General features: G+C 69.9%; 12 protein-coding genes. 3 read left to right on the top strand and 9 right to left on the bottom strand.

What is annotated here, in order from left to right; translation table 11 throughout:
• Positions 1–5: 5 nt before the first annotated feature.
• Genes BLS74_RS05270 through BLS74_RS05230 form a run of 9 tightly spaced genes read right to left on the bottom strand, consistent with a single transcriptional unit; the run spans position 6 to position 8,953 of the window.
• Complete coding sequence (locus BLS74_RS05270; protein WP_244503763.1) at positions 6–1,592, bottom strand: AMP-binding protein; 1,587 nt, start codon at positions 1,590–1,592, stop codon at positions 6–8.
• Entirely contained in the window at positions 1,592–2,386 is a 795-nt protein-coding gene (locus tag BLS74_RS05265) for an SDR family NAD(P)-dependent oxidoreductase (RefSeq protein ID WP_093103513.1), read from the bottom strand. Before BLS74_RS05265 ends, BLS74_RS05270 begins: the two co-directional genes overlap by 1 nt.
• Positions 2,387–2,418: 32 nt before the next feature.
• A complete protein-coding gene (locus BLS74_RS05260) occupies positions 2,419–3,261 on the bottom strand; it encodes an SDR family oxidoreductase (protein WP_093103708.1) in 843 nt (280 codons plus the stop codon).
• Between the two features lie 5 nt (positions 3,262–3,266).
• Positions 3,267–4,073: a crotonase/enoyl-CoA hydratase family protein gene (locus BLS74_RS05255; RefSeq protein WP_280142610.1), complete on the bottom strand. Its 807-nt coding sequence runs from the start codon at positions 4,071–4,073 to the stop codon at positions 3,267–3,269.
• Positions 4,070–5,179 (bottom strand): acyl-CoA dehydrogenase family protein, encoded by a 1,110-nt coding sequence (locus BLS74_RS05250; protein ID WP_093103512.1) that lies wholly within the window; start codon positions 5,177–5,179, stop codon positions 4,070–4,072. The genes BLS74_RS05255 and BLS74_RS05250 overlap by 4 nt, the downstream gene beginning before the upstream one ends.
• 16 nt (positions 5,180–5,195) lie before the next feature.
• Complete coding sequence (locus BLS74_RS05245) at positions 5,196–6,392, bottom strand: acyl-CoA dehydrogenase family protein (RefSeq protein ID WP_093103510.1); 1,197 nt, start codon at positions 6,390–6,392, stop codon at positions 5,196–5,198.
• Positions 6,389–7,213 (bottom strand): enoyl-CoA hydratase, encoded by an 825-nt coding sequence (locus BLS74_RS05240; RefSeq protein WP_093103508.1) that lies wholly within the window; start codon positions 7,211–7,213, stop codon positions 6,389–6,391. The genes BLS74_RS05245 and BLS74_RS05240 overlap by 4 nt, the downstream gene beginning before the upstream one ends.
• Positions 7,214–7,217: 4 nt before the next feature.
• Positions 7,218–8,486: a CaiB/BaiF CoA transferase family protein gene (locus tag BLS74_RS05235; protein WP_244503762.1), complete on the bottom strand. Its 1,269-nt coding sequence runs from the start codon at positions 8,484–8,486 to the stop codon at positions 7,218–7,220.
• Positions 8,483–8,953, bottom strand: coding sequence for a MaoC family dehydratase (locus BLS74_RS05230; RefSeq protein ID WP_093103506.1), 471 nt, complete (start codon positions 8,951–8,953; stop codon positions 8,483–8,485). The genes BLS74_RS05235 and BLS74_RS05230 overlap by 4 nt, the downstream gene beginning before the upstream one ends.
• A 142-nt stretch (positions 8,954–9,095) precedes the next feature.
• On the opposite strand from BLS74_RS05230, the gene BLS74_RS05225 reads away from it, so the two are divergent.
• Genes BLS74_RS05225 through BLS74_RS05215 form a run of 3 tightly spaced genes read left to right on the top strand, consistent with a single transcriptional unit; the run spans position 9,096 to position 12,258 of the window.
• On the top strand, positions 9,096–9,911 hold the full coding sequence (locus BLS74_RS05225) for an enoyl-CoA hydratase/isomerase family protein (RefSeq protein ID WP_093103505.1): 816 nt from the start codon (positions 9,096–9,098) through the stop codon (positions 9,909–9,911).
• Between the two features lie 8 nt (positions 9,912–9,919).
• On the top strand, positions 9,920–11,464 hold the full coding sequence (locus BLS74_RS05220; protein WP_093103503.1) for a class I adenylate-forming enzyme family protein: 1,545 nt from the start codon (positions 9,920–9,922) through the stop codon (positions 11,462–11,464).
• A complete protein-coding gene (locus tag BLS74_RS05215; RefSeq protein WP_212733634.1) occupies positions 11,461–12,258 on the top strand; it encodes an enoyl-CoA hydratase/isomerase family protein in 798 nt (265 codons plus the stop codon). The genes BLS74_RS05220 and BLS74_RS05215 overlap by 4 nt, the downstream gene beginning before the upstream one ends.
• Positions 12,259–12,261: the final 3 nt, after the last annotated feature.

The following is a 12,261-nucleotide window of genomic DNA, read 5'->3' as shown; positions in this document are numbered from 1 at the left end:
CCGGTTCAGCGCAGCCGCTCCCGCAACTCGTCCTTGCGTACCTTCCCCGACGCGGTCCGCGGCAGCTCGCCGACGACGTGCAAGCCCTCGGGCGTCTTTTGGCGCGCGACGCGGGCGGCCGCGAAATGGCGCCGTACCGCGTCCAGGTCCAGCGAGGCGCCGTCGGCGAGCACGACGAAGGCGCACACCTTCTCGCCATAGCGCGCGTCGGGCTGCGCCACCACGGCGGCATCGCGCACCGAAGGGTGCGTGGCCAGCACGCGCTCGACCTCCTGCGACGAGATGTTCTCGCCGCCGCGGATCACGATGTCCTTCTTGCGGTCGGTGATCGTCAGGCAGTTCGCGGCGTCCAGCCGGCCGATGTCGCCGGTGCGGAACCAGCCGTCGGCGGTGCGGGCATGCGCGTCGAGCGACGCGTCGGTGTAGCCGACGAAGAGCTCGGGCCCGCGTGTCAGGATCTCGCCCTCCTGGCCTTGCGCAAGCTCGCGCTCCCGGTCGTCGACGATGCGCACTTCGCTGCCGGGCTGCAGGCGGCCGTCGGTGCCGGCGCGCTGCGCGAGCGACATCTCGCGCCAGCCGATGCTGACGGTGGAGTGCTCGGTGAGGCCGTACGAGCGGCTCGCGGCGACGCCGGCGCGCGCGGCCGCCTCGACATGGTCGGGCGTCACGCCGGTGCCGCCGAGCCCGTAGGCGACGAGCGACGACAGGTCGCGGCCGGCGCGCCGCGCCGCATCGAGCAGGCCCTGCAGGTGATACGGCGTGCCGCCGGACAGCCGCACGCGGTGGCGCTCGATCAGCTCGGCCGCGACGGCCGCGTCCCAGCGATCGACGAACACCATCTCGGTGGCGGTGACGAAGGGTCGCAGCAGGAAATTGAAGCCGGCGATGTGGCCAGCGGGAAAGGGGGTGAAGTAGGGCCCGTTGCCGCCGGGCTGCGCGGCGGTGGCGGGGGCGTCGTCGATGAACGGGATCTGCCACTCGGCGCCGACCGTCTGGTGCGTGTGCTTCACGCCCTTGGGCGCGGCAGTGGTGCCGGAGGTGTACAGGAGCAGGCAGGTGTCCTGCGGCGCGATGCACTCGGCGGCAGCTGTCGAGGCATCGGCGCCGGCGGCCTGCTGCAGCGCCTGCCAGGTGATGCCGCCGCGCGGCGCCCGCTCGCCGAGCACCAGCACCTGTTCCAGGTCGGGCAGCGCGCCGAGCGCCTCCACGCGTTCCAGGAAATCGATGCCGCGCCATCGCTCCGGCACCGCAAGCAGGCGTGCGCGCGACTGGCGCAAGATGAAGCCAACCTCGGCCGGCCCATAGATGTGCACGATCGGCACCAGCACCGCACCGATCTCGAATGCGGCGAGGTACAGCACCGCGGTCTCGTGCCGGGTCGGCATCTGCACCGCGATCGCGTCGCCGGCCTTCAGCCCGATGGCGCGCAATCCGCGGGCGAGCCGGCGTCCGGCCTGCAGCAGGCCGGAGGTCGTCATCGCGATGTGACCCGCCTCGGTGTAGAAGTGCAGGCGCGTCAGCGGCCGCGCCATCACGGCCCGTGCCAGCAGGCGGCTGAGCGGCACCTGCGGCAGCGGCGCTTCAGGAGGCACTAGCTCACCTGGAAGCCGCCGTCCACCGCGAGCAGTTGGCCGGTGACCAGCCGCGACGCCGGACTGGCGAAGAACAGCGCCGCCATCGCGATATCTTCCGGGTCGCCCATCTTGCCGAGCGGGATGCGGCCCGGCCCCATGATCGGCCCTTTTATGTCGACGCCATCGCTGCTGGCGGCCTTGGCGCCGGGCGTCAGCGTGCCGCCGGGCAGCACGGCGTTGACGCGGATGCCGTCGGCGGCGAACTCCAGCGCGGTGGTCTTGGTGAGGCTGTTCACGCCGGCCTTCGACGCGTTGTAGGTGGCGTTGTGATAGACGACCGCCTGCATTGACGACACCGACGAGATGTTGACGATCGCGCCGCCGTTCCCCTGCGCCTGCATGCGCCTGATCGCCTCGCGCAGGCACAGGAAGGTGCCGCGCAGGTTCACTGCGTGCAGCTTGTCCCAGAACGCGGCGTCGACCTCGAGAAAGGGCTTCTTCGGAAAGATCCCCGCGTTGTTGACGAGCACATCGAGGCTGCCGAACTCGGCGATCGCGCGGTCGAGCATCGCGGCGACCTGCGTGTCCTGCGACACGTCGGCCGTCGCCGCGATGGCCTGGCCGCCGGCCGCGCGGATGCCCGCTGCGGTGGTTTCGGCGCCGTCGGCCTGGATGTCGGCGACGACGACCTTGGCACCGGCGCGCGCGAACAGCTCGGCGATCGCCTGGCCGATGCCGCTGCCGGCCCCGGTGACGACGGCAGTCTTGCCGGCGAGGCTCATCGGGCCTGCGGCGAGGGTGGAGTCAGACATGGTTTCTTCCTTTCTTGAACCGGACAGGGAGGTCATTTCTTGCGCATCGCTTCCCATTGCGCGTCGGTCCAGTCCTGCATCGCGCGGAAGGTCGGGCCGCCGGCGCCCTGCATCCAGCGCCCGCCGTCCATGACGATCAGGTCGCCGGTCATGTAGCCCGAACCGTCGGCCGCGAGGTAGGCATACAGGTCGCACAGCTCGCGATGCTCGCCGAGACGCCGCAGCGGCACGCCGCGCTCCTGCGCTTCGACCTGACTGCCGGGCGGAAAGAGCTGCTCCCAGGCACCGGGGGTCGGGAACAGTCCCGGCGCCACGCAGTTCAGGCGAATGCCCTTGGGGCCCCATTCGACCGCGAGGCTGCGCGTCATCGCGAGCACGCCGGCCTTGGCCGCCGCCGATGGCGCGGTGAAGGCCTGGCCGGTGATCACCGGCGCCGAGACGGTGCTGATCACGTTGCCCGGGTGGCCCGCCTCGATCCAGCGCCGGCCGGCGGCGATCGTGCAGTAGAAGCTGCCGTGCAGCACGATGCCCAGCACCGCGTCGACCGCGCGCGCCGAGAGCCGATCGCTGCGCGCAATGAAGTTGGCCGCGGCGTTGTTGACCAGCACGTCGAGCGCACCGCTCTGCCAGATGTGCGCCATCATCGCCTCGACCTGCTCGGCATCGCGCACGTCGCAAATGAGCGTGTCGACGCGCGCACCGGGCAGCTCGGCGCGGAACTCTTCGGCGGTGGCGTCGAGCACCTGGAGCCGACGGCCGCAGATCACCAGGTGCGCGCCGAGTTCGAGATAGTGGCGCCCGATGCTCTTGCCGAGCCCGGTGCCGCCGCCGGTGATGAGGATCTTCTTGCCCGCGAGCAGGTCGTTGCGAAACATGGTGCTCACCTGCCGACGAACTTTGCCGTGCGCTTCTCGGCGAAGGACTTGCGGCCCTCGGCGGCGTCCTCGGTGCCGTACAGGAAGGTGTTCTTCGCGGTGGCATGCGTCGCCGCGTGCATCCAGCCCTGCCCAAGCGCCAGGCGCGCGTTCTCGATCGTGGACTGCACCGCGAGCGGCGCCTGTTCGGCCACGCGCTGCGCATAGGCGAGGGCGCGCTCGAACTGCTCGCCGGCGGGCACGACTTCCTGCACCAGGCCGAGCCGCAGCGCCTCGGCGCTGTCGAACTCGTCGCCGGTCAGGAGCCACTTCATCGCGTTGCCCCAGCCGGCGCGTTCGATGAAGCGGAAGGAGCCGCCGTAGCCGGGCATGATGCCGCGCTTCACCTCGAGTTGCGAGAAGCGGCAGTTGTCGGCGGCGAACACGACATCGGCGGCGAGCATCAACTCGATCGCGATGGTGAAGCAGATGCCCTGCATCGCCGCGACCACCGGCTTCGTGCGATAGGGCTCGCGCAGCTGGCCCGGGTCGACCAGGTTCAGCGGCACGTAGGGCGAGCCGGCCTTGCGGTACTCGGCCATCAGCGGCAGGTCGACGCCGCCGCTGAAATGGTCTCCCTTCGCATACAGCAGGCCGACGAACAGGTCCGGCGCGTTCTCCAGCAGCGTGTAGGCCTCGCCGAGCTCGCGGAACATGCGCGGCGTGAAGCCGTTGCGCTTCTCGACGCGATCCACGCCCATCAGCAGGATCGGCCCGCGCCGCTCGACGACGATCTGGCCCTCAGGGTGGCGTTCGGTGGCAGCTTCGGTCACAGCAGTTCTCCATAGCGTTCGACGTGGTGTTCCGAGTTGCCCCAGGTCATGTCGATCGCGGTCAGTCGTTTGAAATAGTGGCCTGAGGCCAGCTCGTCGGTCATGCCCATGCCGCCATGAAGCTGGGTGGCCTGCTGGCCGACGTAGCGCCCGGAGCGTCCGGCCATCGCCTTCGCCGCCGAGGCAGCGCGGCGGCGCGACGCGCGCTCCGGCGACTCGACGTGTGCCGCGGCCATCAGCGCCAGCGCGCGTGCCTGCTCGACGGCGATGCGCATGTCCGCGGCGCGATGCTGCAGCGCCTGGAAGCTGCCGATCGGCACGCCGAACTGCCTGCGCGTCGAGAGGTGTTCGCAGCTCAGCTCGGTGAGCTGCGCCATCGCGCCGACCGCCTCGGCGGCGAGGGCCGCCAGGCCCTGGTCGGTCGCCCAGTCGGCCAGTTCCAGGCCCTGGCCGGGCTGGCCGATCACGCAGGCGTCGTCGACTGCGGCGCCCTCAAGGCAGATCTCCGCGGCGCGCTGGCCGTCGATGGTCGTGTAGCCGTCGATCGCGACGCCGGATGCCCTGGCGTCGACCAGCATCAGCGCCAGGCCCTGGCCGGTGTCGGCAGTGACGATCAGCCAGTCGGCGCTGTCGCCGTGCGGCACCACGGCCTTCGCGCCGTCGAGCTGCCACCCGCCGTCGCGGCGCGCCGCGCGCGTGTGCACCTTGTCCAGGTCCCAGCGTGCCTGCGGCTCGAGCGCGGCCAGCGCGAAGCGCAGGCGGCCTTCGGCGATCGGCCCGAGGAAACGATCCTTCTGCGCCTCGCTGCCGAAGGCGGCGAGAAGGCGCGGCGCGATCACCGCGCTGGCGACATAGGGCTCGATCACGAGGCCGCGGCCGAGGCCTTCCATCACGATCAGGGTCTCGACCGCGCCGGCGCCAATGCCGCCGTGGGCCTCGGGCACGTTCAGCGCGAACAGGCCGAGCTCGGCCATCTGCCGCGCCAGCGCATCGCTCGGGCCCTCGGCCAGGCGCTTGCGGCGCGCCTCGAAGCCGTATTCCTTCTGCACGAAGCGCGCCATCGTGTCGGCGAGCATCTGCTGCTCTTCGTTCAGCGTGAAGTCCATGGTGGGGCTAAGTGGGCTACAGCGGGATGAGGGATTTGCCGATCAGCCCGCGCTGGATCTCGTTGGTGCCGCCGTAGATCGCGACCTTGCGCAGGTCGAGGTACTGGCCGGCGAGGGCATTGAGCTCGGCGCCGGCCGGCGTCGGCCCGTCGTAGCCGAATTCGAGCGCGGCCTCGACCAGCGGCAGCGCGTAGGGGCCCGCGCATTCCATCAGCAGCTCGCCGAGCTCGCCCTGGATCTCCGAGCCGCGCACCTTCAGCATCGACGGCTCCGCGCCGAGGCCGAGGCCGGCGCGTTCGAGCGAGATGAGCCGCGCCAGCGCCCATTCGTGCGCCAGCACTTCGATCTCGATCCTGGCGATCTTGTCGCGAAAGCGCGGGTCCTCGATCAGCGGCCGGTCGTGCCTGGCCTGCGTGCGCGCCAGCTCCTTCAGCCGGCGCAGCAGCCGCTTGCACATGCCGAGGCCCGCGATGGCGGTGCGCTCATGGCCGAGCAGGTACTTCGCGATCGACCAGCCCTCGTTCTCGGCACCGACCCGGTTCTCGACCGGCACGCGCACGCCATCGAGGAAGACTTCGTTCACGTCGTGTCCGCCGTCGAGCGTGCGAATCGGGCGCACCGTGATGCCGGGCGTTTCCATCGGGATCAGCAGCAGCGAGATGCCGCGCTGCGGCTTCGCGTCGGCCGAGGTGCGCACCAGCGCGAACATCCAGTTGGCCCATTGCGCGAACGAGGTCCAGGTCTTCTGGCCGTTCACGACGTAGTGCTCGCCGTCGCGTTCGGCGCGCGTCTTCAGCGAGGCGAGGTCGGAGCCGGCGCTCGGCTCCGAATAGCCCTGGCACCACCAGTCGTCCATCGACACGATGCGCGGCAGGAAGCGCGCCTTCTGCGCGTCGCTGCCGAACTTCATCAGCACCGGCCCGATCATCGCGAGACCGAACGGCATCTGGCGCGGTGCGCCGGCGGTGAAGCATTCCTCGTCGAAAATGTTGCGCTGCACGGCGTTCCAGCCGCAGCCGCCGTGCTCGACCGGCCAGCCGGGCGCGCCCCAGACGCGGCCGGCGAGGATGCGCTGCCAGCGCACGTAGTCCTCGCGCGGCACGCGCAGGAAGCCCAGCACCTTCTGCCGGATGTCCTCGGGCAGGTGCGCGGCGACGAAGTCCCGCACCTCGGCACGGAAGGCTGCGTCTTCGGGCGATTCGTGGAGGTTCATCGTCCCTTGAAGCGCGGCTTGCGCTTTTCCTTGAATGCGAGCTTGCCTTCCCGGAAGTCCTCGCTGAGGTTGGTCTGCATCATGTCGGCGCTGTCGGCGATCAGCGCCTCGTGCAGCGTCTGGAACGGCAGCTCCCAGAGCTGGCGCTTGATCATCCGCAGCGACAGCGGCGAGCACGATTCGGCCAGCTCCTTCGCATAGGCATAGGTTGCCTCGGCGAGGGCCTCGCGCGGATGGATCCTGTTCACGAGACCGAGCCGCAGCGCTTCCTCGCCGCGCACCTTGCGGGCCGACAGGAGCAGGTCGAGCGCGTTGGCGTGGCCGACCGCGTTGCGCAGGGCCCAGGCCATGCCGTATTCGGACGCCAGGCCGAGGCGCGCGAAGGCGGTGGTCAGCACCGCATCGTCGGCCGCGAAGCGCATGTCGGCGTAGAGCGCATGCACTAGGCCAAGGCCAGCGGTGGCGCCGTTGAGCATCGCGATGACCGGCTTGGCGATCGCGGGGAAGTAGGCGGCGCGGCTCTGGTAGTCCGGGCGGCGGCTGAAGTCGTAGGCACGCGGCAGCTTGTGAAGCAGCGAGCGCGGGAAGGCGGGATCGTCGCCGGCCGACTTGAAGCCGGTGACGTCGCCGCCGGCGCAGAAGGCGCGGCCAGCGCCGGTCAGCACGATCACGCGCACCGCGTCGTCGCCCTCGGCCGCGTGGGTCGCGTGCCAGACCTCCTCGGCCATCACATCAGTCCAGGCGTTCAGGGCCTCGGGGCGGTTCAGCGTGACGGTGGCGATCGCGTCGCGCACCTCGTACAGGATCTGTTCGTAGGCCATGGCTTCAGCGCGTGATGTTGGCGATATCTTCGGCACTGTAGCCAAACCAGCCGAGCACTTCGTCGTTGTGCTCGCCGAGCTGCGGCGGCGGCAGATGGATGCCGCCGGGCGTGCCGGAGAACTGCGTCGGCACGGCGGTCGTCACCATCGGCCCCTCAGTCGGATGCCGGTAGCGATGGAAGAAGCCGATCTCGTTCAGGTAGGGATCCGACAGCATGTCCTCGAAGCGGGCGACCGGCCCGTTCGGCACGTCGATCGCGTCGAGCAGTTCGTGCCACTGCGCGGTGGGTCTCGTCTTCATCTGCTCCGAGACCATGCCGTAGACGCGGTCGATGTTCTTCATGCGCCCTTCGTGCGTCGCGAAGACGGGGTCTGCCAGCAGCTCGGGGCGACCGAGCGTGGGCAGCAGGCGCTTCCATTGCTCGTCGTTGACCGCCAGCACGCAGATGTGGCCGTCGCTCGTCTCGTAGGGGCGGCGATGCTCGGAGAGCAGGCGGACATAGCCGACGCCGCCGCCCATCGGCGGGTCGAAAGCGCCGCCGTACAGGTGTTCCTGCAGGTTGAAGGCGACGATGGTCTCGAGCATCGGCACGCGCACCATCTGGCCGAGGCCGGTGCGCTCGCGTGCGTACAGCGCCATCGCGACGCCAGAGGCCAGCATGTAGCCGCAGAACTTGTCGACGATCACGGTGGGCAGGTAGCGCGCCTGGCCGACCGAGCGCAGCATCAGGTCGGCGATGCCGGCCTCGCCCTGCACCACGTCGTCAAAGGCCGGGTCGTTCTCGCGCGGGCCGCCGGGCATGTAGCCGCAGCCGTAGCCGTAGACGATGCGCGGGTTGCGCGCGGCGATGTCCTCGTACGCGACGCCCAGGCGCTTGGCCGCCGCAGGGCGCATGCTGTGGATGAACACGTCCGCGCTCTCGACCATGCGCAGCAAGGCATCGCGTGCCTCGGGCCGCTTCAGGTTCAGCGTCACGCTGCGCTTGTTGCGGTTCATGTTCAGATGCATCGCCGCCATATTGGGATTGCGCGATGGACCGTTCTGGCGGTTCGGGTCGCCTTCGGGCGTCTCGACCTTGATCACGTCGGCGCCCATGTCGCCGAGGATCATCGTCGCGACCGGGCCGAGCACGTTGACCGTCAGGTCGATCACGCGCACGCCGGTCAGGGGGCCGGCGCTGGTGGCCAGCTTGGCGTGCAGGGGCTCGCCGGCCGGCGCCGGATCCGGCGGCACCTCGGACTGCATCTCGCCCTGCAGCACCGGCGGTTTCATGTGCGCACCTCGGCGCGCGCCTTGAGCATGCGCAGAGGCGTGTACTCCATCACGACCGTGCCGTCTGCCTTCACGACGCGGTTGCGCGTGCGGACGAGGCCGCGCCCGGGCCGGCTCTCGGAGCGGCGCGCTTCGATCACCTCGCATTCGACGTGGATCGTGTCGCCCGCGAAGGTCGGCCCCTTCACGTCGAGCTGCATGCCGAGGAAGGCGAGGCCGGTGCCCTGCATCGTGGCCTGCGCGAGCAGCCCCTCGGCGAAGCAGAACACCATCGAGCCGGGCGCCAAGCGCCCCGCGAAGCCGGCGACGCCGTGCAGGAACTCGAGATTGGTGAACAGCACCTCGGTCATCCCGATCTTGTCGATGAAGCCCACGATGTCGGCCTCGGTGACCGTGCGCCCCACGGTCTTGAACTGACGCCCCAAGGGCAGGTCCTCGAAGCAGAAACCGAGTCCGACTGTTTCCATGAATGCCTTTGAGCGCAAGAAATTTGCGCTTCCATTGTTGAACGATGTTCGATAATATAAATGCCGGATCGAGATGCCGTCAACCCGATGACCCCCTCGAAAACCCGCCCGTGCCACTGAATCCGAATCGAAGGAGACCCGATTGGAGACCGACAGCCGCTATGCGCGCTACACGCGCTTGAAGTTCGACCGACCCCATCCGCGCGTGCTGCGCGTGACGCTGGATTCGCCGCTGAAGATGGGCGCGATGGACGCCGCGATGCACCGCGAGGCCTCGCAGATCTGGGCCGACGTCGATGCGGACGACAGCGTCTCGGCGGTGATCGTCACCGGCAGCGGCAAGACCTTCTCCGCCGGAGGCGACCTGCACCATGAACGCAAGGTGTGCGAGGACTACGCGCTGCGCATGCAGGCGATGAAGGAATCGCGCGACCTGGTGCTGGGGATGATCAACTGCCGCAAGCCCATCGTCGGCGCGGCGCGCGGCTGGGCGGTCGGCGCCGGCCTGGCGCTCCTGATTCTTGCGGACGTGTCGATCGCGTCGCGCGACGCGAAGTTCTCCGACGGCCACCTGAAGATCGGTGTCGCGGCCGGCGACCACGCGGCCATCATCTGGCCACTCCTGTGCGGCATGGCCAAGGCGAAGTACTACCTGATGACGGCGGAGACCTTCACCGGCGAGGAAGCCGAGCGGATGAACCTGATCTCGATGGCGCTGGCCGACGAGGAGGTGGAAGCCAAGGCGGTCGAAGTCGCCTCGCGCCTGGCCGAGAGCGCGCCGGCCGCGGTGCGCTGGACCAAGCAGACGCTGAACCACTGGCTGCGCCAGGCGGCGCCGATCTTCGACGCGTCGCTGGCGCTCGAGTTCATCGGCTTCGCCGGGCCCGAGGGCATGGAGGGCATCGATGCCTTCCTCGGCAAGCGCGCGCCCAAGTTCAGTCCGGACACACCGGTGTAGGAGGCCTGATGCTCCAGACCATCGGCGAGCTGCTGGAACGCAACGCCCGCTTCCATCCGGGGCGCGAGGCGCTGGTGTGCGAGGGCCGGCGGCTGACCCATCGCCAGTTGCTCGAGCGCGCGAAACGCCTGGCCGACGGCCTGCACCGGCTGGGCCTCAGGCGGCAGGACCGGGTCGCGGTCCTGTCGATGAACAACGCCGAATACATCGAGCTGCTGGCCGCCGGCGACTGGGCCGGCTACATCGTCGCGACGGTGAACTTCCGCCTCGCCGCGGCCGAGATCGAATGGCTGCTCGGCGATGCGACGCCGCGCGTGCTGGTGTTCGAGGCGCAGTACGCCGAGCTGGTCGGCGCCCTGCGCCCGCGCCTCGCGACGATCGAAGCCTACGTGTGCATCGGCGGGCATGCGCCGGATTGGGCGCGAGACTACGAGGCCGTGATCGCGGAGGGCGCCCTCGACGGGCCGCCGTTCCGCTCGCAGCCGCTTGACTACGGGCCGCTGGTCTATACGAGCGGCACCACCGGCCGGCCCAAGGGCGCGCTGCGTGCCCAGTGGCGCTGGGTGCGCACGGCCGATGCCGGCGCGCGCATGAGCGAGCTGGACTCAGACTCGCGATTGCTGCTGACGACGCCGGCCTTCCACGTCGGCGTGATCGGCTACGCGCTGCAGGTCCGGTGGTGCGCCGGCACGCTGGTGCTGCATCGCGGCTTCGATGCGGCGAGCGTGATCCGCACGATCCAGCAGGAGCGCATCACCTTCACCTTCGTGGTCGCGGCGATGCTGCAGGCGATCCTCGATTCGCCGGCGATCGGCGATGCGGACCTGTCGAGCCTGCACAACGTCGTGGCCGCCGCAGCGCCGGTGCCGGTGCCGCTGTTGCGGCGCGCGTTCGAGCGCATCGGCCCGGTGTTCTCGGTGCAGTACGGCGCGACCGAGACTGCCGGCTGCGGCATGTACCGACACGAGCTGAAACCATACGGCGACGCGCGCGACGTGAAGCGAATCGCGTCGGTCGGACACCCGGGGCAGGGCACGCGGATCCGCATCGTCGGCGATGACGGCGAGGACTGTCCGGCCGGTACCGCGGGCGAAGTCTGGACCTTCACCGACGAGCGCATGGACGGCTACTGGAACAACACCGCCGCGACGCTCGAGGCGCTGCGCGACGGCTGGTATCGCACCGGCGACGTGGGCTATCTGGACGAGGACGACTACCTGTTCCTGGTCGACCGCAAGAAGGACATGATCATCTCGGGCGGCGAGAACATCTACAGCCGCGAGGTCGAGGAAGCGGTGCAGGCCTATGCGGGCATCGTCGAGTGCGCGGTGATCGGCGTGCCCGATCCGAAGTGGGGCGAGGCGGTGAAGGCCTACGTGGTCTGCGCGAGCGGCGCGAGCGCGCCGGAAGCCGAGGTGATCGCCCATTGCAAGCGTCTGATCGCGAGCTACAAGTGCCCGAAGCATGTCGAGGCGATTGGCGAGCTGCCCCGAGTGCCGAGCGGCAAGGTGAACAAGGTGGCTCTGCGCGAGCGCGCCAGGAATTCGCAATGAGCGCCATCATGTTCGAGACCCAAGTCGCCGATCGCATCGCGATCGTGACGCTCTGCCGTGCGCCGGTGAATGCGCTGAGCGAGGAATGGGGCGAGGCCTTCGACGCGCTGCTCGACCAGCTGGGCACGCGCGACGACTGGACGGTGCTGCATCTGCGCAGCAGCCAGAAGGTGTTCGCGGCCGGCGCCGATCTGGCGCAGATCGATGGCTGGGCCGGTGAAGGCCGGGCGGGGCCGCGACTGGCGCTCTACATCGAGCGCCTGCAGGCGGTGTTCGGCCGGCTCGCGAGCCTGCCGCAGGTCACGCTGGCGGAGATCGGCGGTGCCGCGCTCGGCGGCGGGCTCGAGCTGGCGCTCTGCTGCGACCTGCGCATCGCCGCGCACGAAGCCAAGCTCGGGCTGCCCGAAGTCGGCCTCGGCCTGATCCCCGGCCTCGGCGGCACGCAGCGGATGACGCGGCTCGTGGGCGCCGGTGTCGCGAGCCGGTTGATCCTCGGCGCCGAGGTACTGGACGGCACGGCCGCGAAGGCGCTCGGCCTTGTGCAGTGGGCGGTGCCGAGGGCCGAGATCGCCGACGAGGCGTTGCAGCTGGCACGACGCATCGCCGCGCTGCCGCCGCCGGCATTGCGCGTCGCCAAGCAGTTGATCGCGGCGGCCGGCGCGTCGGCCACCACCGGCTACGCGCTCGAACGCGAGCTCGGCGGCGCATTGCTCGAGACGCCGGAAGCGCGCGAACGCATCACGGCCTTCCTGCAGCGCAGCGCCAGGCCCACTACCCCAACCCCATTGCCTTGAACC

The sequence above is a fragment of the Variovorax sp. CF079 genome, assembly GCF_900101545.1.
Classification (GTDB): Bacteria; Pseudomonadota; Gammaproteobacteria; order Burkholderiales; family Burkholderiaceae_C; genus Variovorax.
The sequence above is the reverse complement of the archived record's forward strand: the minus strand, read 5'-3'. Positions and strand labels throughout refer to the sequence as shown.